We start from the raw sequence: 26886 nt of genomic DNA on the forward strand, positions 1-26886 counted from the left end.
AATTGCTCCAGAAAACACGACTGGATTAACATCAAGACTAACCATTTACGATTGAATAATCGCTATATCACCGCCTTGTTTTGTCGCTACCAGACTTCCGCGTGGCGTAAGCAACAATAAGCTTGGCATAAGTATTAATGTAAATGCTGCACTAATAGCCATCCCACCTACAATAACGGTAGCTAATCCTCTATATATTTCAGAGCCTACTCAAGGCATTAACATAAGTGGTAACATTCCGAACAAGCTTGTCAACGTGCTCAAATAGACTGGCCTGGAGCGAATTAACACCGCCTTTTTAACAGCATCTCTTATTGGTAACCCTTCCTTCTCTGCAACTCGGGTCTGATCAACCAGTAAAATGGCGTTATTAACCACTAGTCCTAGCAAAATAATAAAGCCAACCATAGTTAATAAATCCAATGACTGAACCGTAAAAATATTTAATATTGCCATTGCAATAATGCCACCAGCGATTGCCATCGGCATAACTAGCAACACTAGCAAACTATCCCCAGCAGACTTAAACAAAGCAGTCATCAGCAAGAACAAAATAAACAACGCCAACGCAAAGTTAATTGCCATGTCTTGAATTGCAGAATTCATTTTTTGCGCATTCCCTCCCAGAATGACACTAGCGTCTCCTTCCAATGTGCTACTAAGTTTTTCGATAACTTGATGAGTCAAGATAACTTGAGCTTCCTGTAAGGACATATCTTCTGGTGGCGTAACTTGAATCGAAACTGTTCGTTTCCCATTGATTCGTCTTAACTGAGAAGGACCAACGGTTCGAGTAATTGTTGCTAATTCACCTATTGTTTGGACACCTGCGTCAGGCGTGAAGATAGGCAAAGTAGCTAGCTCTTCCGGCGAGGACCACGTGTTTGATCTCAGAATAACATTTAGCCTCTCGTTACCATTGAAGTATTCATTAACAAACATCCCACTTGTAAATGCTTGAATCGCCTGCGCTACATCTCGTCTGCTCAACCCTGCCTGTGTGATCCTGCGATCATTAGGTTCAATCCGAAGTTCTGGCTCTGACATATCTAGCGCGGGAAATGGCTGAGCAGTTGCACCAGAGCATCGTATCAGAAATCAAAGAAATCCCTGTTTTAGCCACATCAAATAAGTGCTCCAAATCAGAACCGGTTAAGTCAATGCTAATCATCCTTCCGTTACCACCATTTGCAACTTGGATCATTGAGCCTCTAAATAGAAATACTTGTGTATCTGGTAAATCTGCAAATATTTCTTTTCTTGCCACATCCATCAACTCAACAACTTTTGTAGGGTCATCTGAATAAACAAAACCACCGGCATTTGCCCCAAACACATAAAAGTTAAAATCCTTAATCCTTGGCTGTTTTTCACCTAAATAGTAAGGCATTAATCTTTTTTGACCCTACTAGCAATCTCTTCTTCCATAAATTCAATATTGCCACCATAGGTGGGGTAATTAGACTATAAAAGAATCCATCTGTAGGTGCTCGAGGCATGAAGTCGGTTTTTGGCAATAACAAAAAACAACAACGACAGACCCTACTAATATGCTAGACACCCACCCTATTTGTTTTAATTTTGTATTAGTTAATTTATCTATTAAATTAGCCAATTTCGTCCAGTAAAGAACAAACCTATCCTTTTCAGAAAAACCGGAAAATAAATATTGATTAGCTATAGGTATTATTGTTAAAGCACTAATTAGTGATGCAACAACTGCGATTGAAAGCGTGAGAGCCAAATCAGAAAAAAGTTGCCCTTCTATTCCAGCCATAAATAGTATCGGTAAAAAGATTGCAACACTTGTTGATGTTGACGCAAATAACGCCCCAGAAACCTGTGTCGCCCCACGAATTACGGCTTTTTTATTAGAAAGCCCTTCAGACTTTAGCCTAGAAATATTTTCCTGAACGATTATGGCTGCATCTAAAACCAAACCAACTGAAAACGCTAAACCAGCTAGTGATATTACATTTATTGTTCTATCAAATGCGCCCAATGCTAAAAAGGCCATCATCAATGAAACAGGAATTGTCGAAGCAATTACCAAGGTCGGTTTTATCCCTCTAAAAAACAAATACAGGATGCCCAAAGCTAACAAGACACCCAAACCTAAATTGCTCTTGACTAAGTCCAATGCATTTCGAATGTGAACAGAAGCGTCGTAACTTAGCTCTATACTAAGTCCCTCCTTCCCCAAAGCCCCATTATTAAGCTCATCAATTGCTTGGTTTATTCCATCTAAAACCGCGACCGTGTTAGATTCATTAGTACGAGATATCGTAATATAGTAGGCTGGTTTGCCATTACGTAACGTTAATGACTGCCTATCTGTATAGGTTTCACGAACCGTGGCAACGTCTCGCAGGTAAATAGGTCGATTATCACTATATCCAATGCGCATATCGGTCAGATTATCTGGAGAGTATTTTCCAGTGAAACGAACTGTAAATTGTCGGCGCCCTACATTTGCCACTCCGCCTGATACGTCAGTGGCACTAGAAACAGTACTTGCCACCTGTTGGATTGGAATTCCATACGAAGCAAGTTTATGGGGATTAAACTCAATTCGGAGTTCTTTTGGCCGCTGACTTTGCATATTTACCGCAGATACGCCTGGTATTCGAGTTAACCTAGGTTCTACAATGTCATCCAGTACTTTCTGATATTCCGCCATATCATGGCTTACATCACCTGACTGCGGAACAACGAGTAATGACGCTGCCGCGGCCCTCCACCGCCAGCTCCATTTCCACCGCCGCCAGCAACAACTATAGGCTCCATAGCATCTATCGGCAGAGGTGGGGCTTGATTCAGGCTAGTCAATACATCCAACAATGCTTGTTGCATATCAGCGCCAACTTCAAATGTTAAATTAATTGATCCCCCACCTCTAGATATTTGAGTCGTAACTTCCAACGCTCCATAGGTGTGTTTTTACTGCATTTTCAATAGGCTCGATAATTACGGACTCTATTTCCTCAGGTGCAGCTTGCCTCCAACCTGCAAAAATAGATATTTGTGGTTGCTCTATGGTGGGTGTCAACTGTATTGGAAGCTTGAAAATGGTAATTGCACCAAAAAGCATTATTAAAACAATGATGACCATTACACTGGCCGGATTAGATAGAGAAGTCCGCGTTAAATTCATCTTTGCCCACAAAAGTTACTAAATAATTACTTAATCTTAATCTTAATCTTAAAATTTGAATTACTAAATAGTGAATTAATTTCAATTCACCGTATTGAGTTGAATGCGTGTTTATGCGCGTTGATATACAAAATATTAATATTTTGTAACAAATACCCTGAATATTGGCTCAAGATTTACACCAAATTCATAATATTCTTAGTAGCAGATGTAGATGTAGATGTAGATGTAGATGTAGATAATAAAACAGGCGTAGCGTTCAGGCTATATTAAGATGGGCGTCTAGAGGTTTTTGTTCATTCATAAAGTATTTTGCCTTAGGTTAAATTAGGTCTCCGTTTATGGTTTTGAAGTTTTGCATATTTTGTAATTGAACTTTCACAGCCAACAGGGCCTCTGAAAAATTCTTCAAATGAATTTGTCAGCTCCAACCATTTAGTATTTTCAAATCCCAATTGCCCTAAAAGTGAATTTTCATGAATAGCTCTTGCTGTTTTATCATTCAATTTATCAATAAAACAATCAGCTGTATTTTGCACTAAATCTATATAAGCTATGGTGTCCAAAGTAAAATCTGAGCTATCGTTTTTACTAAATTTTTTCAATTTACTAAAAGTTTTCCCGGTCGATGCCGCATTCAGTTTGTGAAAAATACTTGTATATTTTGAATCACCTAACGTTTTACATACACCAGCGCGCAGAGGGTTCAAATCTATATAAACCATGCAAGCCAAAATAGCAGAATTATCTAAAAGCGCTTGAGATTTAAACCTGCCTTCCCAAAAACGTCCTGTGCAATTATCTTCTCTATTCGCTTTTCTCGCGATCCCCTCATTTAACACACGCATAAACCAACTAATACAGGATAGGCGCCCGCGGTAAACTTCTGCTGTGGCTATTACAGCTTCCTGCTCGGTTTTCGTTAAACTTTGAGCTCCGTCCTTTGCATATTTTCGGGTCAACACAGTTCCTTTGAAAATTTGATGCCACCGCCATAATACCTCCAGTGTAGTCCAACTTTCAGCCTGATCAGTCTTAACATGCAGTAAGCTATGGGTATGGTTGTGCATAACTGCGTACGCACAAACTTCGATTGCAAATATTTTTGGAAGTTCTAATAACCGTTTTTCAACCCAAATACGCCTATGCTCATAATTAACCCCAGTAGTTTTATCGACACCACATAAATACGCTCGTCGAACACAGCGTGAAATACAGTGATAGTAAGGAGTAGCGATAATTGAAACCTGTTTATGTCGAGCAAGTGCCATTGAGTTCCTTACAGTTTAGATGTGGATGCTCATCCTTGAGCATATTGCTTCCTGCTGTAACAAAGTTGTTCGCCTTGTTATTGTTGCTTCCTGCAAAATTAAATAAGTAAATATTTAACCGATTTGCTTCCTGCGATAACAGAATGATGCATTTTATTACCTGTGTCACCTGTACCTAGGTACAGTTTTTTAAAAAATATTAGACTGCAACTCGATTTCGTTAACTTGGAGTTGGTTACCTAATGAAACATTAGTTGGGTGTCTGCTAAGTTTTTTACCTGTGTCACCTGTACCTAGGTACAGTTTTTTAAAAAATATTAGACTGCAACTCGATTTCGTTACCTTGGAGTTGGTTACCTAATGAAACATTAGTTGGGTGCCTGCTAAGTTTTGTTTTTGTTTGAGTGGGTGTCTGCTAAGTTTTATCTGCTAAGTTTTATCTGCTAAGTTTTGAGTGAAGTCGTCGAAAAATAGCAATAAAATCGGTCCAAGGGTAAGTTTATAAACTTGATGATTTAACCTATTCCTAAACTGCCTAAACAGATACAAATTCTTATTGTTATCCTTTTATTCAAACTGGTAATCTAAACCCATATAGATTTGAAGAAGTATAAAAATGGAAAATAACAAAATAGGCAAAGTTGCTATTGTTGGTGGCACACACGGCAATGAACTTGCTGGGGTATATCTAGTTAACGAATGGTTAAATAATAAGGACTGTGAGAGGAACTCGTTTGATACTAAATTATTACTGGCAAATACCAATGCAATTTCAGCAAACCGCCGATACCAAGACGCAGATTTAAACAGGCAGTTTTCAGCAGAATCACTATCCGATTTTAGTTTAACAAATTATGAACAATCCCGAGCTAAGGCGATAAACTTACAAATTGGACCAAAACGCGATCCAAAGTCAGATTTAGTCATTGATTTACACAACACAACGTCAAATATGGGTCCAACGTTATTGGTACCGCAAAAAGGTCGATTTTACGATCTTTTGTCGCTGTATTTAAAAAGTGTTATGCCCGAAGTTATTATTTTTCTCGACGAAGATCACAAAGAAAATGATGAACACCATTTGTTATGTACTGTTGGACGTTATGGTGTAATTGTCGAGGTAGGTCCTGTGCCACAGGGCGTTTTAAAACACGAAGTTAACGACCAAATGGCCAGAATGACTCAACATATTTTAGATTTTGTCGAGCATTATAATAATGACAGCTTACCAACGTTACCGGCAAGTATTGAAGCATTTCGCTATTTAAAAAGTATTAAGTTACCGCTAAATTCAAAAGGTGAAAGAATCGGAATGGTACATAAACATGTTGAGGGCGGGGATTTTAAGGAATTAAAGCCTGGAGATCCCTATTTGTCTTATTTGACGGTTCCGTCAAATATTTTGATGAATCCGTATCGATGTATCCGACGTTCATCAACGAAGCTGCTTATTATGACAATAATTTGGCGATGAGTTTATGTGAAAAAGTAGAGATTACAAATTCATAAAATTTAGTGATAAAGCTTCAATATAGCTATTGAAGCTTTCTAATAATATTCGACCTTCTTAATTTTTCGCGGTCGGGTTTCAATTCGATATAAGTCATAAACCAGTGACATATCTAACTCTAATTCAGTTGCATAAGTATCGCCAACTGCATAGGCTTTAATCACTTTAGCACCTCTAATAACACCTTCAACTCTTGAACGCGCTTTATCATCAGACGATATTAAATTTTTCATACTTGTTTGCCCTTGAACTTGATGACCATATACCTGTTCTGCTAGTTCACGATAGGCATCAAGCTTTGACGCTCTCATAGCCATAATGTTTTTGATCTGTTCATTATCACCCGGTTGAGCACTTATCGGAGCGTAGCCTATAGATCGTAAAACAGGAAAATGATCTGGTTTTTCGTACTCCCAAACAACATGTTTGTCTAAAAAGCTCGAACAGGACGCAATAAAACACACCGTTAAACTCATTAACATTGCTCGTATAAACTTCATTATTCGACTCCTACTGAAATATAAAGGCAGTTCCAATATAAACTGATGGCTCTCAATTTCTTAAACTTCTCATTTAGTGTCCTTACCATATACAATATTTAAGCCAAAAATGTAGCCATTATAGTGTGAAGGCAATTTATTTTGAGCAAGTGGTCTAGTTATTGCTAATTTAAACCCTAAACGCAGACATCTATTGAATAAAATCGATTAAGTGACATTTTTTTGTCACTTGAAATAACCTAGTACTTTTTATGAAGCTATTTACTCGTCTAGTATTACTGATGTTTACACTACCATTTTTTGCCCATGCTGAATGGTATGAGGCCACTGGACAGGCAAAAGTGCGCCATGGCGACGTACGAAGCGCAAAAAACCGAGCTGTTCAAGACGCTTTAAAGCAAGCTATGTTATTTTCAGGCGCTAATGTTTCAAGTATTCAAAAAATGTCTCACGGCCTATTAATAGATGATCAAGTTAGCATTAATTCTGTCGGCGCTGTCAATTCTGTTGAAATTGTAGAAGAACGGCAAAGAGGTTCATTTATAAGCGTCACTATTCGCGCCGACATATTTCCTTCCGACCGCGAATGTTATGCATCAGAATTTGGCAAAAAAATCGCTATTACGCAATTTCCAATTCAACACTGGCAAGATGCAAAAGTTGGCGAAATTTATGGATTAGAAAAAGAAGTTCCTAGGCAACTAATGAAAATGTTTCAAGCCGGTGCGAATACCATTTACCCAATTGCTTGGTTTGATAAAAAGCTAAATATAAATGCCGAATTTGAACAGCAAGGTAAGGTGAGATATCAGCTAATCGATGCTGTAGCACAAAACGCAAATGCACAATTTGTGATGTTCGGTCGCATTAGTGACATTTCCTTTGGCGATAAAACCAATTCGTTTAGTTTTTGGGAAGACGATCAGTTTGAACGATACTTTACGATGGAGTTGATCATTGCTAACGCACTTACGCACGAAATTTTATACCAAAACAGATTCCATACGGCTGCCGACTGGACATTCGATCATAAAATGTCTGTAAACATTAGTAGCACTCAATTTTGGAACTCAGAATACGGTCACGCCATTAAAAGACTCTTAACTGAAATAAGAGATGATATCCATAGCAATTTAAATTGCCAAAAACTGCAAAGCAAAATATCTGGAATCAAGGATGGTGAGCAAATACAGATCAACATCGGTGCAGGTCAAGGTGTTGCTATAGGTCAAGAATATCGAGTCTCTTATCGTTCTGACACGATAGATGATTTGGGTAATCTATTAACCAATATCGTCATTAGCCCTTATAAAGTAAGAATTGTAAAAGTATACGAAAATTCAGCAATTGCTGAGTCTACAGACACCGACTTTATGAGTAATGTACAAATAAACGACATTATTGAATTGCAATCTTGGGATACAGACTGGTAAACGCTTAAATTAATTACTTTTTCATTAAAATTGTTTGTTTTATCAGAAATTACGATTAAGGTTATAATGAGTTAGGATGATAAATTGAGTTTGGAGCGTTTAATGGCTATAGATGGTATTTCCCAAATTGATGGATTTGATACTGGACTGGGAATCAAAAATTGCATGGATGATGAGTCGCTATATTTGTCTATTGTGGGAATGTACGTGACTCAATTGAAACAAAATGTAATTGACCTTCAAGCACAATTCGATCTTTCAGACTGGGAAAGTTATGGAAAAACGTGCCATTCTATAAAAGGAGCCTCTGCCAGTGTAGGTGCTGTGAAAATTCAGCAAGAATCGTCGGTTTTAGAAGCAGCAGGAAAAAACTCAGACGAATTAACAATTTCAGATCTACATAACGAATTTTTACAAATATTATCAACCACATACGAAGCACTCGAATCTTTGTAAAACGTTTAGTTACTCTCAGGGGACTGACTAGAAATACATTCCCCTTTAACTGAGCAATTTCAGCCCCTTCAATTTTTTTGTTCAAAATAAATTCCCTATAAAATTTCACACCTGAGCAAATAACAAAATATGTTTTAGATTGGATATTAATCACTTAATTGCGGTGGGTGTCTTTGTAATTGGATGTCTGCCGTTTGAAGTTGCAAAATATCAGTGGGTGTCAACGTTAAAAGGTCAACTTCACAATCACTTAATATCGGTGGGGTCTTTGTTATTACTTCCATGTCGTTGGATGTCTGCCGTTTGAAATTGCAAAATATCAGTGGGTGTCAACGTTAAAAGGTCAACTTCACAATCACTTAATATCGGTGGGTGTCTTTGTTATTATCTTTGTTATTGGATGTCTGCCGTTTGAAATTGCAAGATATCAGTGGGTGTCAACGTTAAAAGGCCAACTTCACAATCGCTTATTATCGGTGGGTGTCTTTGTTATGTTTATCGGTGGGTGTCTTTGTTATGTTTCGCTTCACAATCGCTTATTATCGGTGGGTGTCTTTGTTATGGGATGTCAATTTAACATTTAATAAACACCCTTCGCTAGGCATGTAAACTTAACTATTTACCTGTCAACAACGCAAGTTCCATTACCCGATCCATACCTTTTAATCAAAATACACGAACAAACATGAGATGGCAGTATGCATGGTAATAGTGAGAAAAATTCAAAATTTGCACAAACTCAGTGCGTGCAAGCACAAGCTTATTTTACATTCAAAATCCCCACAAAAACAAATGACGATACAAAACAGTAACTTACAAACAAAAAGCCCATGAATTTCCCTTAATTTTGTGTTGGTATTCTACTTGCAGTACCCAAGTCATCAAAACATAAAGGCTCATGCCTGCTTCGCTAGAAGCCAGAAGAAATTCTGATACCAATGAAGGTGGTCAAATCTGACCGGTAGTTTCAACGACGAAATTACAACGCTCTGTCTAGCTTTACTAAATTCTAAAATTAATAAAGGTTTCATTATGGGACAGCAAAAACTGATCGTCGTCGGCAATGGTATGGTGGGTCACAAATTCATTGAATCACTCATCGAACATCCAGACTATAAAAACTTCCACATCACAACATTTTCAGAAGAACCGCGTTTAGCTTATGACCGTGTGCAATTATCTTCATATTTTGAAGGTAAAACCGCAGACGATTTGATGTTAACGTCAGAAGATTATTACGATGAACACGGCGTTCAATTTATCATAAAAGACAAAATTGTCAGTATCGATAAAGCAGCCAAAACCGTTGTTACTGAAAGTGGTCGCAGCGAGTCTTATGACAAACTGATCCTAGCAACCGGCTCTTTTCCGTTTGTCCCCCTATTCCTGGAGGCGACGGCGAACACTGTCTTGTATACCGAACAATTGAAGACTTAGAGGCAATTACAGCTTCAGCTGGCCAGAGTAAATCTGCTGTCGTTATTGGTGGCGGTCTATTGGGTCTTGAATGTGCTAAAGCACTTGTTAACTTAAACTTAGAATCTCATGTTGTTGAATTTGCGCCTCGCTTAATGGCAGTTCAATTAGATGAAGGTGGCGGTACTCTACTTCGTTCTAAAATTGAAGCTATGGGGGTTCATGTCCACACGGAAAAGAATACAAAAGAAATCGTTCCCGGTGAAACAAGTCGCTACCGTATGAACTTTGCTGATGGGACTCATGTTGAAACCGACATGATTGTTTTCTCTGCTGGTATTCGTCCTCAGGATGAACTTGCTCGAAGTTCAGACATTGAAGTTGGTGAACGCGGTGGTATTGTCATCAACGACCAATGTTTAACGTCTAACAAAGATATCTACGCAATAGGCGAATGTGCGTTATGGAGCGGACGTATTTTTGGTCTTGTGGCGTCTGACTATACAATGGCAAAAGCAGCTGTTTCTCATTTAACCGGTGGAGACGTTACTTTTACCGGCGCTGATATGAGTACAAAATTAAAATTAATGGGTGTTGATGTTGCCAGTATTGGTGACGCGCATGCTCGAACTGAAGGCGCTCAAACTTACACTTACATTAACGACGCTGAAGGCATTTATAAACGCCTTATTGTATCAAACGATAAATCCACACTATTAGGGGCTGTTTTAGTTGGCGACACTGAGGCGTACGGTACGTTGTTGCCAATGATGCTGGAAAAAATGCAACTCCCTGAAGCACCCGAGGTTTTCATATTACCTGCCATTGATGGTGAAGCAGGCAGTGCACTTGGCGTTAATGCCCTACCTGATTCCGCACAAATTTGCTCATGTCATGACGTTTCAAAAGGCGATTTAATTGAAGCAATACAAGCAGGAGCAACAGATTTACCAAGCTTAAAAAGCTGTACTAAAGCGGGGACTGGTTGTGGCGGTTGTACAGCAATGGTTGGTAAGGTTTTAAATGCCGAACTTGAAAAAATGGGCGTTGAGGTTAATAACAACCTTTGTGAACATTTTGAATATTCTCGACAAGAATTGTTCGACATTATTCGTGCTAAAAGCATCAAAACGTTTGACCAGCTAATTGAAGAAGTAGGTTCAGGCTCTGGCTGTATGACGTGTAAACCTGCGGTAGGCTCTATGTTAGCGACTCATTGGAATGAATATATCCTTTCCGATGACAATATCCAATTACAAGATACCAACGATATATTCTTAGCCAACATGCAAAAAGACGGCACATATTCCGTTGTTCCAAGAATTGCAGCGGGTGAAATTACCCCACAAGGCCTAATGAAGTTAGGTGAAATTGGCGTTAAATACGACCTTTATACTAAAATTACCGGCGGACAAAGAATTGACTTTTTGGCGCACAACTACACGAACTCCCATTAATTTGGGATGAATTGGTTGAAGCCGGATTTGAAACCGGTCATGCCTATGGCAAATCTTTACGTACTGTTAAATCTTGTGTCGGAAGTACTTGGTGTCGTTTCGGTATGATGGATTCTGTTTCCATGGCTGTTAACTTGGAAATGCGATACAAGGGTTTACGTTCTCCACATAAACTAAAAATGGGCGTTTCAGGCTGTACGAGAGAATGTGCTGAAGCGCAAAGCAAAGACATTGGGATCATCGCAACAGATAAAGGTTGGAACCTATATGTATGTGGTAACGGCGGTATGAAACCTAGACACGCCGATTTATTCGCATCCGATTTAGATGATGCAACGCTAATAAAATATGTTGACCGAATTCTAATGTTCTATTGTCAGACAGCTGACCGCTTACAACGTACATCAGTCTGGATGGATAATATGGAAGGTGGTTTAGCGTATCTGAAATCAGTAGTCGTAGACGACAAACTCAATATTTGTGCTGATCTAGAAGCAAGCATGGAGCGTATTGTCGACACCTACGAATGTGAGTGGAAGAAAACACTCAACAACCCCGAACGTCTAAAACGATTTGCTCATTTTATTAACTCTGAAGCGACCGATGACCGTTTAGTTTATGAAGCTGACCGTGGTCAAAATAAGGCTCGCATCGCCTCTCCTGAACGAATTGCTAAAGCAAAAGGCAATGAAATTTCAGCGTTAGAAGTAGAATAAGGAACACAATAATGACGGAAGTAATTTGGGAAACAATTTGCAATGTCTCAGACATAAACAAAAACACTGGTGTGTGTGCACTCCATAATGGTGAACAAATAGCAATTTTTAAAGTCGGTAAATACGACGATCTTTTTGCAATTCAAAATTACGACCCAATTGGCAAGGCTAATGTTTTGTCTAGAGGAATTGTTGGTGATATTGAAGGTAAAATTGTAATTGCATCACCTTTGTATAAGCAACAATATTGTCTAATGACAGGTCGATGTATAGAAGAAGAATTAGAACTAAAAACCTACCAAGTTCGCAGTCACGATGGACAAGTTCAACTCCGTGTTTAAACGATAACATCTAACGAAAGCATAAGGCCAACGCGACGTTGGCCTTTTTTATAGAAAAAATGCATCATTCTTCTTGATAAAACCACATTGAAAGTCCTTGTAAAAAAATAATGATACTGGGTAGACAAATAATTGGAACAACAACAAGATACCCAATTAGTGGAAGCTCAATAAAAAAGTTAATCCAAAATGATGCAAATAATCCAGCTACACCAATCAGTACATTAATCATTCTTGTTTTTTCATATCAAATCCCTCTTTATTTTCAGTCTACCCACTTTAACTTTTTGACTTTCGCAGATTAAGTGTCATTATTGACTTAAAACAGGCTAATAGTGACAATCCAATTATTGTTAAATTAGGCGGAGGATATTGTGAAAAATATTGTATTATTTGCGGCAGATGGCGCGATGGCTTCTCAACTAACTGGCATCATTGATTTTTTATGATCTGCAATCGATTTTGGCAAGTCACAAACAATCAAGATACCGATCTATTTACGGTCAACGTAATATCACCAAATGGAAATAATATTACTTGTGATGGCGGAATAGTCATTAACGCCACTTCGCTAAAAAATGTCGCTCTACCTTCAGCAGCTGTTATTGTTGGCGGTGTTTCTTATGACGATAAAACACTTACTAAATACTTAACAAAAATTTTCCCACTAAAACAAGATATTCTAAAGTGTGAAAAAATGCAGTTCCAATAGCAACGTTTTGCAGTTCCACCTTTATTGCAGCTGAATTTGGCTTACTCAATGGAAAAAGGCAACGACAGTTTGGTGGCTAGTCAAAATATTTACTCAAAAATATCCACAAGTTACTCTCCAGTTAGATGAATTAGTGGTTAGAGATAAAGCAATTTTTACTGCTGGGGCAACAACATCTTATTTAAGTTTGTGTTTAAAGCTAGTGGAGGAGTTATTTGATGGTCAACTTGCTGATCAAATATCTCGTCTTATGTTAATTGACCCAAACCGTTGTTCACAGCGCCCGTTTATGTTGCTAGATTTACCTGAGCGTCATCATGATGATCTAATCAAAAAATCCAACAATGGATGATCCAAAACCTTTCTCAACCAATTAGCCTTGATTTACTTGCAGACAAATTTGCCACAACGAAGCGAACTCTAATAAGACGATTCAAAAAGGTACTAAATGATACCCCTATGAATTATTTACAAAAAATTAGAGTCGAGAGTGCAAAACGTTTATTGGAATGCAGTGGATTATCATTGGAACAAATCGTTTTAAAAGTCGGATATGAAGATGTTAGTTCTTTTAGAAAACTTTTTGTGGAATTAGTTGAATTAACACCAAGGGAATACAGAGAACGTTTTCAACAAAGTATAAATGCAAATATTATTGAGGGTTAATCTAGATAATAAACTGGGCCAGATCCTCGATAAGCTTATTCGATATAACGCAGACACCCACAGAAAAAATAAAGCAGACACCCACTGCAATTGTGCCTGCCACCTCCAGAATAAAATAACGTAGACACCCACCGCAATTTTACCTGCCACCTTCAGAAAAAATAACGCTGACACCCACCGTAATTTTACTTGCCAACTCCAGAACAAAATAACGTAGACACCCACTGCAATTGTGCCTGTCAACTCCAGAATAAAATAACGTAGACACCCATCGCTATTTTCCCTGCCAACTCCAGAACAAAATAACGCAGACACCCACCGCTATTTTCCCTGCCAACTCCAGAACAAAATAACGTAGACACCCACTGCAATTGTTCCTGCCAACTCCAGAAAAAATAACGTAGACACCCACCGCTATTTTACCTTCCACCTCCAGAAAAAATAACGAAGACACCCACCGTAATTTTACCTGCCACCTCCAGAAAAAATAACGTAGACACCCACCGTAATTTTACCTGCCACCTCCAGAAATAACGCGGACACCCATCGCTATTTTACCTTCCACCCCCAGAATAAAATAACGAAAGTACACACCCACCGCTGTTTTATCTTCAGAGTTCTAAAAACTCTAAACCGCATCGCAGTAACGTGGTCAAACCGCGCTTCAGAATATACATCACAATCATTCACGCATTAAGTTAATTTAACTAACGCATTGATTTGAATGACTATTTCCGTGCGTTAATGATTCATATTTGTGCAACCCAGTCTATTTCTATAGGGATAACAACTAAAGCATTAAGATAACATGCTGTATTAAAAGGATTAATAATAATTGGCACTTATAATGCAATATTTAGAGAAATAAATCGCTTTCAGTGCTGGAAGTGAATACAGGCAAAGCAGCCACCGCTACGTTTAGATCTAACGAATCTAAATGTGCGGTGGTTTTTTTGCCTTTAAAAAAGTTTTCAAACAACTCAATAACTAAACAAATCGCTCTGAAAGACCAATAAAACCAGAACAACTGTGGGATAAAAAATGACAACTAAAATCAAAAAAATAATAACGGCTGTTTATGGCACTGCAACTTTAGTCGCAATGTCATTAAGCTTTTCTGCCAATGCAGAATTAGGCTATCCAGAAAAAGAAGAACTTAAATTTGGTTTCATCAAACTAACCGACATGGCGCCAATCGCTGTTGCCTATGAAAACGGGTATTTTGAAGACGAAGGGCTTTACGTAACTATTGAAGCCCAAGCAAACTGGAAAGTATTACTAGATGGTGTAATCGACGGTCGATTAGACGGCGCACATATGTTAGCTGGTCAACCAATTGCGGCAACTATTGGATATGGAACAAAAGCTGAAATTATCACGCCTTTTTCGATGGACCTAAATGGTAACGCCATTACAGTCTCAAACGAAATTTGGGAACAAATGAAGCCAAATATTCCCAAAATGGCCGATGGTCGCCCTGTCCACCCGATAAAAGCAGATGCATTAAAACCTGTCATTGAGAAATATGCTGATGAAGGCAAACCTTTCAATATGGGCATGGTTTTCCCTGTTTCTACTCATAACTATGAATTACGTTATTGGCTCGCAGCAGGCGGTATACATCCAGGTATTACGCCCCACATAAAGGAGATACTTCAGGAAAAATTGATGCACAAGCCTTGCTATCAGTAACTCCACCGCCTCAAATGCCAGCGACGTTAGAAGCAGGCACGATCTATGGTTACTGTGTTGGTGAACCTTGGAATCAACAAGCTGTATTTAAAGGCATTGGTGTACCTGTCGTAACAGATTATGAGATTTGGAAAGATAATCCTGAGAAGGTATTTGGTATTACAAAACAGTTCTCAGAAAAATATCCAAATACCACGATAAGACTAACTCGTGCACTAATTCGAGCTGCTATGTGGCTAGATGAAAACAATAATTCAAACCGACCTGCAGCGGTCAAAATTCTCTCTCAATCCAACTATGTTGGTGCTGACTACGACGTAATCGCAAATAGCATGACAGGAACGTTTGAATATGAAAAAGGAGACAAGCGTGCGGTTCCCGACTTCAATGTTTTCTTCCGCTATAACGCTACCTATCCGTATTTCTCAGATGCGATTTGGTATTTAACTCAAATGCGTCGCTGGGGTCAAATTAGCGATACAAAACCTGATAGCTGGTATTTCGATGTGGCGAAAAAAGTTTACCGCCCAGACATATATATGAAAGCCGTTAATTCCCTAATTGAAGAAAAGTTGGTTGACGCCAAAGAGTTTGAATCTTTAAAAGGTGAAGATGGATTTAGAGACCCTCAAACGCACTTTATCGATGGCATTGTTTATAACGGTAAACAACCAAATGACTACTTAACTAAGTTCGCTATTGGTTTAAAAGCAAACGATAAAATTTAGCCTATTAGGCAGCGGCTCCCAACGCTGCCTAACTAAAATTTTAATACTATTAATAAAAATGAGACCGCTATGTCCAGTTTAATTAGCCAATTTATAACAAAGAAAAACGAAACAGTGATCAAAGCACAAATGCCCGCATACTTGGTCCACTTTCTACATGCCGTCACACTACCTATCGTTGGAATTTTGGTATTTTTGCTAATTTGGTCAGCAGCGGCGAACAACATTAATACTTCGTTAGGTAAGTTTCTAGCCCGGTTGCAGTAAGTGAACAAATAGTAAATCTCTATAACGAACACAATGAATCAAGAAAAAAGAAATCGCATTTTATGAACGTCAAGATAAAAGAAATGCTGCACGAATAGCGAAAGACCCAACTTATAATCCAAAAACACGAGCCTTTACTGGTAAAGAAACTTTTGTTGATCAAATTGGAACCAGTCTAATCACAGTGTTAAGTGGCTTTGTTTTGGCAGCAATCATTGCCATACCACTTGGTATAGCCATTGGTTTAAGTAAATCTCTCAATACGGCAATAAACCCCGTGATCCAAATCTTTAAGCCGGTATCCCCATTAGCTTGGTTACCCCTGGTAACTATGGTGGTTAGCGCACTTTATGTTTCCCCAGATCCTATGGTTGCTAAATCCTTTTTAGTCTCGATGATCACCGTAACCCTTTGCTGTATTTGGCCGATGGTCATAAATACGTCCGTTGGCGTTGCATCTTTAGATAGTGACTGGATAAATGTCAGCCGAGTTCTAAGACTGCCTGCGTTAAAACATATTCAGAAAATCGTAATTCCAGCATCAATTCCCGCCATCTTTACCGGCATGCGCATGTCGCTAGGCATCGCTTGGATGGTATTAATTGCAGCGGAAATGCTGGCTCAGAACCCTGGTTTAGGAAAGTTTGTTTGGGACGAATTTCAAAACGGCAGTTCTGATTCACTGAGTCGAATTATGACTGCGGTTATAGTCATTGGACTTATCGGATTTATGCTCGACCGCACAATGATGCAGCTACAACGCATGTTGTCTTGGGATAAAACAAGCGAAGTTCGTTAGAACATAATTTGGAGAAAATATTATGAGTACATTGTTAGATATAAGTAAAATCGACATGGTTTTTCCAACACCAAAAGGCGACTTCACTGCTCTTAAAGACGTAGATTTAAAGATCAAAAAAGGTGAGTTTATTTCCCTTATTGGTCACTCTGGATGCGGTAAGTCTACGGTTCTAAATGTTGTTGCTGGTTTATATCAAGCTACATCTGGTGGCGTTATATTGAATGGTCGAGAAGTCAGTGAACCTAGCCCAGAACGGGCTGTTGTATTTCAAAACCATTCGTTGTTGCCTTGGCTTACTGCTTATCAAAATGTCGAGATTAGCTGTGGACCAAGTCTTTGCAAAAAGTAAATCAGCGGCAGAGAAAAAGACTGGATTGAGCATAACCTTCGATTAGTTCACATGGAACACGCAATGCATAAACGTCCCGATGAAATTTCAGGAGGAATGAAACAGCGGATAGGTATTGCTCGAGCCTTATCAATGCAACCAGAAGTTTTATTAATGGATGAACCATTTGGTGCACTAGACGCCTTAACCCGCGCTCATATGCAAGACTCTTTGATGGAAATACAGGATGAGCTCAACAACACCGTCATCATGATCACACACGATGTTGATGAAGCAGTTTTACTTTCAGATCGCATAGTGATGATGACAAACGGCCCTGCTGCAACTATTGGCGAAATACTTAATATTGACCTTGAACGCCCACGAGACCGTTTAGCACTTGCTAAAGACCCCAAATATAACGAATACCGCTCAGAAGTTTTAACGTTTCTATACGAGAAACAACGCAAAGTTGAAACTATTTCAACAAAACGTGACACAAAAAAATAGCCAAAATTGAGCAGTCGACTAAATCAGCTACAGCTTAGTTTCTAAAAAATAAAAATTAAAATATATAACACTTTGATAATTTTAGGGAAAACAAATGAACAAAAAGATAATAGCAATATCTGTTATTGCGGCGGTTAGTACTGGTACTGCAACTGCCGCAATTGAAACGGATTTAGGCACAGCATCTGTCGATTTTAGACTACGTTATGAAGGTGTTAGTCAAGACAATACACTTGAAGATGCATCGGCTTTAACGCTTCGTACTAAAGCAAACTTTAAAACTATCAGTAAACAAGGATTTTACGGATTTGTAGAGTTAGAAAATTCATTTGCGTTATTGGATGATTATAATGATACAAACGGAAATGGTGGCGAATTTTCAGTTGTTGCCGACCCAGAAACAACTGAAATAGATCAAGCATTTATTGGTTTCAAAACAGATAAATTGGACATAAAACTTGGCCGTCAAGTTATTACAATGGATAGCCACCGTTTTGTTGGCCATGTTGGTTGGAGACAAGATAAACAGACATTCGACGCAGTTTCAGCCTCGTTTAATGCCTCTGAAAAACTAAAACTGTCCTACGCTTATATCAGTAAACGTAACCGTATTTTCGCAGAAGAAAAAGACTTAGATTCTAGCGATCATTTGCTTAACGCGAGTTATAAAACAGAGTTTGGACAATTAACTGGATATGGGTATTTATTAGAGGTAGATAATGATACGAACAATGCGCTGAATACATTTGGTGCTCGATTCGAAGGAAAAGCTTCAGAAGTGTCTTATACCGTAGAGTTGGCTACCCAAACTGCGGAAGCTGGTGAATTAGAATACGACACGACATATATGTTAATTGAAGGCGGCACCAAATTAGGTTCGGTTAATGTAAAAGCTGGTTTTGAATCATTGGGTTCTGATGACGGCAATATGGGATTTTCGACGCCACTTGCAACCCTTCACAAATTTAACGGTTGGTCGGATCAATTTCTAGGCACTCCTTCAGTTGGCTTAAACGATATATATGCAACTGTTTCTGGAAGTGCCTCCTCGGGTAAGTGGGCAATTACTTTACATTCATATTCAGCAGCAGAAGCAAGTGATTCTATTGACGACCTTGGTTCTGAAATTAATGCCATTTATACGACAAAAATTGCCAATAAATTCCCAATAGGTATTAAGTATGCCAGCTATTCTGCTGGTGATATTAAAGTTGACACAAGTAAATTGTGGGTTTGGACTGGCTACACATTCTAAAACGAGTTTTACCGGAAGTGAGGGTGTTTCCTACTCACTTCCACTTTGATTATGGTGTTCATAATAACCCCATTCATTTTGATGTTTGGGGTTCTTTTTACGCTTCTCGCCAAACCTACCCGCTCATTCCTTCTTATTTATGTAAAAACACCGAATATTGCATGGAAAATTGCTTGGACACCCACTCCAGTTTTACTTCTCAGAGCCAAACAAAATAACGTAGACACCCACACCAGCTTTACCTCTCATAGCCAGATAAATAACTCAGACACAAACCGATAAGTTGCATGGACACCCACTGATAAGTTACATAGATAAATTGCGCAGACACCCACCGAAAAAATAACGTAGACACCCACTCCAGCTTTACCTCTCATAGCCAGATAAATAACTCGGACGCAAACCGATAAGTTGCATGGACACCCACTGATAAGTTACATGGATAAATTGCGCAGACACCCACCGAAAAAATAACGTAGACACCCACTCCAGCTTTACCTCTCATAGCCAGATAAATAACTCAGACGCAAACCGATAAATTGCATGGACACCCACTCCAGTTTTACTTCTCAGAGCCAAACAAAATAACGCAGACACCCACTCCAGCTTTACCTCTCATAGCCAAACAAAATAACGCAGACACCCACTCTAGCTTTGCCTCTCAGAGCCAAACAAAATAACGCAGACACCCACTCCAGCTTTACTTCTCAGAGCCAGATAAATAACTCAGACATAAACCGATAAGTTACAGGGACACCCACTGAATCCAAAGAAGTTCTTAGTTCTTAGTTCTTAGTTCTTAGTTCTTAGTTCTTAGTTCTTAGTTCTTAGTTCTTAGTTCTTAGTTCTTAGTTCTTAGTTCTTAGGAAGATTTTTCCGTCCAAAAACGACAAAACAGAGCCTAGGCTCTGTTTTTGGATAACTTTTCAAATGATTTTTAACTTAATATGTCTTTTTTGAGTTTCAACTAAAAAACCGCGATTTATCGCGACGCTCCCACAGTTGATTAGCCCTAAGATGTGCTTCTTCAACACTGACTTGCTCTATCAAAACCAAATAACTTGTTAGTGTGCCTAACACGGCTTGTTTACCGTATTCAGAATCGAGTTTGCCCTGCCACATTTGTTTGAGTTCAATTGGGTTTAGCTCTTTTGGCTTAATTTGCCAATTCTCTAGGTACGCCGGGTATTCAACTTGTTTTTGTTCGCCATCAACAAACATAAATTGTACAAAAGGACGCTCTGGGTTTACCTCAACTTCACCGCCCTCTCCTCGAATACATGACATTTGTTTATCACCTAGAATTTCCGCAACCTTTGCGTGTCGCTCATCAAAGTGGCGATGAAAAACCCCATGATAACTGCTTTTTCCTTGACTAGGATTGAGGATCCTTGCCAATGTATTGGCAGGCGATCGCAAGCTAAATAACTTACGCATTTGGATGAGTCTATCTAATGCCGGATTTACAACATCCAAATCCATGTAAGCAAAGCCATTTTCATCTAACATTTTGTTTGCTTGTATGGGATCTTTTGCAACAACTAAGCCTAAAGTTTCAAGTACTTCAGACAAATACAGCCTGTTTGACTCAGGTTCTTTAGTCCCATGCAGAAATACACGTTTGCCATTTTGAGCCAAACACATTACCGCCAATAAAAACCAAGGTAAATGGCGTCTTTTGCCGGCGTAACACCCTAAATCTAGGTCGACATCTAAATTGTTTAACCCCGCAAGGTTATACTCTCGACAGGCTTTAACAAATCCGGCTAACTCTTCGGCTGATTCTTCCCGCACCCGCAACAACATTAAAAACGCACCAGCTTGTTCTGGCTCTATCTCGTTCGCTAGAAATAGTTTGAATGCTTGATATGACTCATCAACAGACAAGTAACGTCCTGCGCGTTTGCCTCGACCAATAATTTTTATGTACTGACTAAATTCGTTCACTAAATTTAAGCTACTTGTTGTTGTTTCGACTGCGTTAGCAAATCGACATTGACGTTAGCCCTATAATTTATCGCGTCACCCACGACAATTAAAGCAGGACCGACAATATTTTCAGAATTTAATACATTACCGATACTTTTTAGATCAGAAACGTAGGTTTTATGTTCAGACGTTGTCCCTTGGTCGATAATGGCCATTGGCGTTTCGCTCGACTTACCGTGTGAAATAAGTTGCTGTGCGATGTGCTCAACCTTGTTTAACCCCATATAGAAGACGAGTGTATCGCTTGAGTCAGCGTAATTCTGCCAATCAGATTCTATATCTTCACTTTTAAAATGCGCGGTAATAAATCGTACCGAATGGGCGCATTCGCGATGCGTTAAAGGTATGCCAGACCATGCACCACATCCTGACGCAGCTGTAATACCTGGAACAATAGCAAAGTCGATATTTAGCTTTTGCAGATGCTCAACTTCTTCGGCCGCTCGACCAAATATGGACGGGTCGCCGCCTTTGAGTCGCACGACATTTTTGCCTTGTAGGGCAAATTCAGACATACGTTCACATATTTCCTGCTGCGTCATACTGTGGCGGCCACATTTTTTACCAACAAAAACGCGTTCCACATGTTTTGGGATCATATTGACAATTTCGGGACTAACCAACCAATCATATAAAACAACATCGGTTTCTTGAATTAAGCGGTATGCTTTAAGAGTCAATAATTCCGCATCACCTGGACCTGAGCCAACTAAATATACGTCGCCAATAGGCTTACGAGCAGAGTTGTGTGCCGCTTTCTGTTTTGTTGTCCATTTTCCAGCATTCATTCTATTAAATGGAAAATTAAGTAAACGAAGCATAAAAGGTAAGTTAAATAGTTTAGTTGTTGTCATAAATACTCCGTTTATATCTCTAATACAGGAATGGCTTCAGATTCAAATCGACTCTGAGTTAATTGTGGCTGTCCATGTTGTTTGATCAGGGTTTTGAGTTCACTTTTACATGAACCGCAATTGGTGCCGCACTTCAAACGTTCGCCTAATTTTTCAACTGAGTTATCACCTTCACTTACTATCGCGTCGACAATTTGATTTTCGCCGACTTTATAACAGCTACATATCGTTTTGCCGTTGATAAAATCAGCGCTACAGGCACTGCACGTAGCACTCGATTTATTTGTTCAGCTGACACTTCTTCTTGTTGAAAAAGACTATCAACCCAGTCGCTGTTTATTTCCGTTTTGTATTGCGCGAAAAACCCAACAAAAACCAAACGGTTATCTTTAATACATAAAGCAGTTGCAATACCGCTTTGGCTATTTTCAAAATAACTCCAATTGCCTTCAATAGCCGTTAAATCTCGACTCCAGAACATTGGGCCTTCTATTTTATTAGCTGTCGCGCAGGCATATTCAAAGCCAGACTGAATGGTGTTTTTTGCCCAATAATCAGACTCAATGAGCATCTCTTCCAAACAAAACAATTGCATGAATTGACCCACCGGTGCTTTTTCAATATTCGCTACGGTGAACTTACTTTCAGGTTGCCCTGAGATCGGATCTACAAACGAACCGTATAGTTTGGCGATATTTGCAGTTGGCGCACTCAGCTTATTCCAATGAATTGGCGTAAAGAGTTGCCCGACTTTGAGGCCATCATCAACTTTCACTGGCACTAAAACCTCACCAAACTCGCTCGTCACCTTCACTAAGTTGCCGTCGGTTAAACCTTCCTTTGTTAAGTCTGTGCTGTGCATTGCGATAAATGGCTCTTTTGTGTGTTTAGCCAAAGAAGCTGATTTCCCTGTACGTGTCATCGTATGCCAATGGTCTCGAACTCTTCCTGAATTCACGCCATAGGGGTATAACGCACTCGCTTTTTGTTGTGGCAATTTGGCTTCAACAGCGACAAAATTGGCTTTGCCACTTGGTGTATAAAATGTATTGTCGGCAAATATATGCTGACAACCATTTGGATATCTTGTGTTAACTGGCCATTGAACGGGCTGTAATGCGTCATACTCAGCTTCACTTAAAGACGCTAATCCGGAAATATCAAAGTCGCGGACAGCGTAACTTTCAGACCCATTTTTGTAGCCAGATAAGCCTGCATGTTCGACAAATATTTCAGCTGGGTGTTGATAAGTAAATGCGTCTTCAAAACCCATTTTTACCGCAATATCTGAAATGATCTGCCAATCGTGACGAGTTTCACCTATGGGGCTGCTAAAATGCCTCGTTGACGTGAAATACGTCGTTCTGAATTAGTGACAGTACCATCTTTCTCGCCCCACGTTGTCGCTGGTAATTTAACATCTGCAAATTCCATAGTATCTGTATCTGCCATGCAATCAGATACAACGACTAATTCGCAGGTTTTAAGTGCAGTTTCAATTTCGTTTCGATTTGGCAGACTCACCATGGGATTGGTGGCCATAATCCAGACGGCTTTAATTTCACCTTTAGCCATTTTATCAAACATTTCCACCGCTTTAGGGCCATATTCGTTACATATAGTAGGTGAGTCCCAATAACTTTGTACTAAATCACGATGACTTTCATCTTCGATATTCATATGAGCGGCTAACATATTTGCTAATCCACCAACTTCTCTGCCGCCCATTGCATTAGGTTGTCCAGTAATTGAAAATGGACCGGAGCCCAAATGTCCCAACTTACCAGTCGCCAAATGACAATTAATAATGGCATTACATTTATCCACCCCTTGGCTTGATTGATTAACACCTTGTGAATAAAACGTTACCGCTGTTGGCGTTTTGCAAAAGGCATTAAAAAAAGTAGGAGATCACTTTCTTGAAGCTCACAGAAGGTAGCTGTTTTTGCCACTGTCCACGACGAAACAGACTCAGATGTAAGGTCAAAACCTTCACAATAGCGCTCTACATAATCCCTATTCACCCCACCATTATTAATGATGTAATTAAGCATCCCCATAAACAATGCGACATCTGTACCCGGTTTAACCGGTAAAAACAGATCAGCTAATTCAGCCGTCGCACTGCGTCTTGGGTCAATAACCACTACTTTCATATTTGGGTTGTCTTTTTTGGCCTGTTCCATTCGCTGAAATAAAATGGGGTGAGTCCATGCAGCGTTTGATCCGACCAAAATAAGTAAGTCTGTTGCGGATAAGTCTTCATAGCTGCATGGCACCGTATCTGAACCAAATGCACGTTTATAGCCTGCAACGGCAGATGACATACATAATCGAGAGTTTGTATCGATATTTGCTGAGCCGATATAACCTTTCATTAGCTTATTTGCGACGTAATAGTCTTCCGTTAAAATTTGACCAGATACATAGAAAGCAACGGCTTGTGGACCGTGTTCAGCAATAATTTGCTTAAATTTGTTAGCAACAACGTCTGTGGCATGGTCCCAGGTGGTACGTTCTCCATTTACTTCTGGGTACAATAACCGACCTTCCAAATCCGTAGTTTCAGCTAAATTAGACCCTTTTACACAAAGCTTGCCGAAGTTCGCCTGATGCTGTTTGCTGCCACTTACTGCAGTTAACTGACCGTTAACAATAGTTGCATCCACACCACAACCAACCCCGCAGTATGGGCAAGTAGTTTGGCAAACTTTCTGTTCAAATTGTTGTACTGACATTTTTTACTCACAAAAAGGCGCGACGGTTTTCACCGTAGCGCCTTTGCTTAATTTTATTAGCTTCTCAACACTGAGAAGTCGAGGTCGAAGTGTTGTTTTCGACGTCTTGAAAATTATTTTATATTCTATGTACTCAAAATTTATACATTTATATAAACAAGTTACGTGCCAGCATCTGCTTTATTCTTTATTCTCTACAAGCCACTGTAAATACTGGAGTTTAGGGCACTATAGGTAAAGGTGACTTTGTTCAAGACAGAAAAAACGCACTACTTGGGTGCGTTTTTTATCATCACTTATTAGCTTCACCTAAATGGTTCAACTGTTCCGTAAGGCCAACATCGATTCATATAAGTCATTTCGATAAACATTATTAACAACTTCATTAAGTTGGGTATCTGTCCAATCGCCTAACTGCCCTGCACCTTTCATTTTCTCTATCAAGAACATGCCTTGCTCAACAATCGGTTGATTGGTATTACTCCGAAAAAACTGATTGTAGCTAAGGTATATCTCTTGGTGGTGCTCCTTTCGCGGTAATACAACTGCCAATCAAACTTGGCGCGATTACATCAACGGGCGCATCTAAATATTGTTGCAGGATAATGGCTGTTTCAAATCGATTTGCAACTGACTCTAACCATTCGCAAGCTTGTTGTACTGCAGCGAGTAATGCCAAATAGGTATTGGGGTTAGTCTCTTGCCATTCCTTAGTTACGGCCAACACTTTTTCCGGGGCTTCCTGCCATATATCACTCGAAGTCGTGACTGTTTCGCCAATACCACCTCGAACCGCTTGGGCGTTCCACGGAGTACCGACACAAAAACCATCGATGTCATTATTTTGCAATGCTGTGGTCATACTTGTCGGTGGAATAATGATCAATTCAACATCTTTGTTCGGTGTAATATCACCTGATATCAACCAATCTCTTAGTTGATAAAAATGACAAGAGTAAGGGTAAACAGACGCTATTTTTAATACCTCACCCGACTGGTCTATGATCCTTTTAAGCCACTTTGCTTCAAGCGGCAGTGGTGGTGTTATTCCGTTATTTAACTCCCTAACTTTATCCATCAAAGCTGTCGATAACGTTACACCGTTACCATTCATGCTCAAGTTAAAGGCATTAATGACGTCACATTTTGGTCCATTTAAACCTAACGAACTAGCAATTGGCATCGGTGCTAAGACCTGCGCCGCGTCTAATAAACCAGCGTTTAACCTATCTCTTACCGTCGCCCAAGAATACTGAACATGCAATGAAACATCTAATCCCCATTGTTCAAAATAACCTAGATGTTTCGCCATCACTAAGGGGGCACAATCGGTTAATGCCACGATTCCAATATCAAGTTGGGTTTGTTCTAAATGCGTTTGTGAACTCATGTTATTTACCTCCGCCTATCAACTGCATCATGGAGATTAGGTTCTTTGCTACGTCTTCCATCTTCTGTCCATTATCCATCGCCATTTTTCGAATCGCTGAATAAGCCTGTTGCTCGCTCATACCTTGCTTTTCAATTAATAGTGCTTTGGCTTGATCAACCCACTTTCTCGACTGCAATTTCCGTTTGGCATCTGTTAATTCGGCCTTTAGCCCCTGAAACTCATTAAAACGAGCGACCGCGACATCGAGAATAAATTTGGCTCTATCGGGATTTGTTTCACCTGAAACATAAGCACTAACACCAGCTTTAATGCTGTCTCGCATTAAGTCCGGTTGGTCTTGTTCAGAAAACATAACAATGGGCTTTGGGTTAAATTCAGATATCGTACTCAAACTTTCAATTGTGTCGCGATTAGGTGATTCAATATCAATTAGAATGATGTCAGGCTCGGTATTTTCAACTTCCCTTAAAAGTGAGGCACTCGTGTGAGCTAAGTGTTTCACGACATAAGGAGAACCTGCCAGCGCTGCCCGGAAACTTTCCGCGCGTTCCATGTCATCGTCAATGACTAACACGGTTAACGTGTTTGTTGTTTTATTTTTAGTAGCCATAGTGAGATGTGTTACTTTGTTAATTGTGATCGCGAGTAATGCTTCAATATTTGCACCAGATAGGCAGGTTTCTTTGAGATCTGCTGTA

19 protein-coding genes and 7 pseudogenes are annotated in these 26886 nt (G+C 39.4%); 13 read left to right on the forward strand and 13 right to left on the reverse strand.

The window, feature by feature from the left end:
- Positions 1 to 45: 45 nt before the first annotated feature.
- A pseudogene (locus tag PN838_RS27100) lies at positions 46 to 3154 on the reverse strand (efflux RND transporter permease subunit).
- A 317-nt stretch (positions 3155 to 3471) separates the two neighbouring features.
- A complete protein-coding gene (locus tag PN838_RS07485) occupies positions 3472 to 4425 on the reverse strand; it encodes a transposase (protein WP_272180221.1) in 954 nt (317 codons plus the stop codon).
- Between the two features lie 616 nt (positions 4426 to 5041).
- On the opposite strand from PN838_RS07485, the pseudogene PN838_RS07490 reads away from it, so the two are divergent.
- Together PN838_RS07490 and PN838_RS27865 are read left to right on the forward strand one after the other, a co-directional pair.
- Positions 5042 to 5740, forward strand: a pseudogene (locus PN838_RS07490) (aspartoacylase); the annotation flags it as partial.
- A 104-nt stretch (positions 5741 to 5844) separates the two neighbouring features.
- Positions 5845 to 5934: a succinylglutamate desuccinylase/aspartoacylase domain-containing protein gene (locus tag PN838_RS27865; protein WP_441295801.1), complete on the forward strand. Its 90-nt coding sequence runs from the start codon at positions 5845 to 5847 to the stop codon at positions 5932 to 5934.
- A 39-nt stretch (positions 5935 to 5973) separates the two neighbouring features.
- On the opposite strand, the gene PN838_RS07495 is transcribed toward PN838_RS27865, so the two are convergent.
- Positions 5974 to 6435: an LPP20 family lipoprotein gene (locus PN838_RS07495; RefSeq protein WP_272180223.1), complete on the reverse strand. Its 462-nt coding sequence runs from the start codon at positions 6433 to 6435 to the stop codon at positions 5974 to 5976.
- Positions 6436 to 6686: 251 nt separating this feature from the next.
- On the opposite strand from PN838_RS07495, the gene PN838_RS07500 reads away from it, so the two are divergent.
- The 11 genes and pseudogenes from PN838_RS07500 to PN838_RS07550 all read left to right on the forward strand — a co-directional run bounded on the left by PN838_RS07500 (position 6687) and on the right by PN838_RS07550 (position 19214).
- The gene (locus tag PN838_RS07500) at positions 6687 to 7868 is read left to right on the forward strand and encodes a flagellar assembly protein T N-terminal domain-containing protein (protein ID WP_272180224.1); all 1182 of its coding nucleotides are present in this window, start codon (positions 6687 to 6689) and stop codon (positions 7866 to 7868) included.
- A 102-nt stretch (positions 7869 to 7970) separates the two neighbouring features.
- Positions 7971 to 8324, forward strand: a complete 354-nt coding sequence (locus PN838_RS07505; RefSeq protein ID WP_272180225.1) for an Hpt domain-containing protein — start codon at positions 7971 to 7973, stop codon at positions 8322 to 8324.
- A 1032-nt stretch (positions 8325 to 9356) separates the two neighbouring features.
- Positions 9357 to 11913 (forward strand): annotated as a pseudogene (gene nirB, locus PN838_RS07510) (nitrite reductase large subunit NirB).
- An 11-nt stretch (positions 11914 to 11924) separates the two neighbouring features.
- Entirely contained in the window at positions 11925 to 12254 is a 330-nt protein-coding gene (gene nirD, locus PN838_RS07515) for a nitrite reductase small subunit NirD (protein WP_215963780.1), read from the forward strand.
- A 445-nt stretch (positions 12255 to 12699) separates the two neighbouring features.
- Positions 12700 to 12966, forward strand: coding sequence for a hypothetical protein (locus tag PN838_RS07520; protein ID WP_272180226.1), 267 nt, complete (start codon positions 12700 to 12702; stop codon positions 12964 to 12966).
- Positions 12967 to 13099: 133 nt separating this feature from the next.
- Positions 13100 to 13318, forward strand: a complete 219-nt coding sequence (locus tag PN838_RS07525) for a helix-turn-helix domain-containing protein (RefSeq protein ID WP_272180227.1) — start codon at positions 13100 to 13102, stop codon at positions 13316 to 13318.
- Positions 13315 to 13632, forward strand: coding sequence for a helix-turn-helix domain-containing protein (locus tag PN838_RS07530; RefSeq protein ID WP_272180228.1), 318 nt, complete (start codon positions 13315 to 13317; stop codon positions 13630 to 13632). Before PN838_RS07525 ends, PN838_RS07530 begins: the two co-directional genes overlap by 4 nt.
- A gap of 1101 nt (positions 13633 to 14733) precedes the next feature.
- Positions 14734 to 16052 (forward strand): annotated as a pseudogene (locus PN838_RS07535) (CmpA/NrtA family ABC transporter substrate-binding protein).
- A gap of 129 nt (positions 16053 to 16181) precedes the next feature.
- Positions 16182 to 17118 (forward strand): annotated as a pseudogene (locus PN838_RS07540) (ABC transporter permease).
- 22 nt (positions 17119 to 17140) lie between these two features.
- Positions 17141 to 17959: pseudogene (locus PN838_RS07545) on the forward strand (ABC transporter ATP-binding protein).
- Between the two features lie 94 nt (positions 17960 to 18053).
- A complete protein-coding gene (locus PN838_RS07550) occupies positions 18054 to 19214 on the forward strand; it encodes an alginate export family protein (RefSeq protein ID WP_272180229.1) in 1161 nt (386 codons plus the stop codon).
- A 963-nt stretch (positions 19215 to 20177) separates the two neighbouring features.
- Here PN838_RS07550 and PN838_RS07555 read toward each other — a convergent pair.
- From PN838_RS07555 to PN838_RS07580, 10 genes and pseudogenes are all read right to left on the reverse strand, one after another.
- Positions 20178 to 21161 (reverse strand): glycosyl transferase family protein, encoded by a 984-nt coding sequence (locus tag PN838_RS07555; protein WP_272180230.1) that lies wholly within the window; start codon positions 21159 to 21161, stop codon positions 20178 to 20180.
- 5 nt (positions 21162 to 21166) lie between these two features.
- Positions 21167 to 22057: a uroporphyrinogen-III C-methyltransferase gene (gene cobA / locus PN838_RS07560; protein ID WP_272180231.1), complete on the reverse strand. Its 891-nt coding sequence runs from the start codon at positions 22055 to 22057 to the stop codon at positions 21167 to 21169.
- A gap of 11 nt (positions 22058 to 22068) precedes the next feature.
- Positions 22069 to 22194 (reverse strand): (2Fe-2S)-binding protein, encoded by a 126-nt coding sequence (locus PN838_RS26180; RefSeq protein ID WP_334313311.1) that lies wholly within the window; start codon positions 22192 to 22194, stop codon positions 22069 to 22071.
- Positions 22195 to 22197: 3 nt separating this feature from the next.
- A pseudogene (locus PN838_RS26185) lies at positions 22198 to 22251 on the reverse strand (hypothetical protein); the annotation flags it as partial.
- Positions 22236 to 23330 carry a molybdopterin oxidoreductase family protein gene (locus PN838_RS26190; RefSeq protein WP_334313312.1) on the reverse strand — a complete coding sequence of 365 codons (1095 nt, stop codon included), beginning with the start codon at positions 23328 to 23330 and terminating at the stop codon, positions 22236 to 22238. The pseudogene PN838_RS26185 and the gene PN838_RS26190, both read right to left, overlap by 16 nt.
- Positions 23331 to 23377: 47 nt before the next feature.
- Positions 23378 to 23884: a molybdopterin-dependent oxidoreductase gene (locus tag PN838_RS26195; protein WP_334313313.1), complete on the reverse strand. Its 507-nt coding sequence runs from the start codon at positions 23882 to 23884 to the stop codon at positions 23378 to 23380.
- Positions 23885 to 23922: 38 nt separating this feature from the next.
- Positions 23923 to 24795: a molybdopterin-dependent oxidoreductase gene (locus tag PN838_RS26200; protein ID WP_334313314.1), complete on the reverse strand. Its 873-nt coding sequence runs from the start codon at positions 24793 to 24795 to the stop codon at positions 23923 to 23925.
- 318 nt (positions 24796 to 25113) lie between these two features.
- Positions 25114 to 25245 carry a hypothetical protein gene (locus PN838_RS07570; protein ID WP_272180232.1) on the reverse strand — a complete coding sequence of 44 codons (132 nt, stop codon included), beginning with the start codon at positions 25243 to 25245 and terminating at the stop codon, positions 25114 to 25116.
- Positions 25246 to 25297: 52 nt separating this feature from the next.
- Positions 25298 to 26185, reverse strand: a complete 888-nt coding sequence (locus PN838_RS07575) for a CmpA/NrtA family ABC transporter substrate-binding protein (protein ID WP_272180233.1) — start codon at positions 26183 to 26185, stop codon at positions 25298 to 25300.
- Between the two features lies 1 nt (position 26186).
- Positions 26187 to 26798, reverse strand: coding sequence for an ANTAR domain-containing response regulator (locus PN838_RS07580; RefSeq protein WP_272180234.1), 612 nt, complete (start codon positions 26796 to 26798; stop codon positions 26187 to 26189).
- Positions 26799 to 26886 lie beyond the last annotated feature (88 nt).

It is taken from the genome of Psychrosphaera algicola (assembly GCF_028401425.1).
In the GTDB taxonomy this organism is placed as follows: domain Bacteria; phylum Pseudomonadota; class Gammaproteobacteria; order Enterobacterales; family Alteromonadaceae; genus Psychrosphaera; species Psychrosphaera algicola.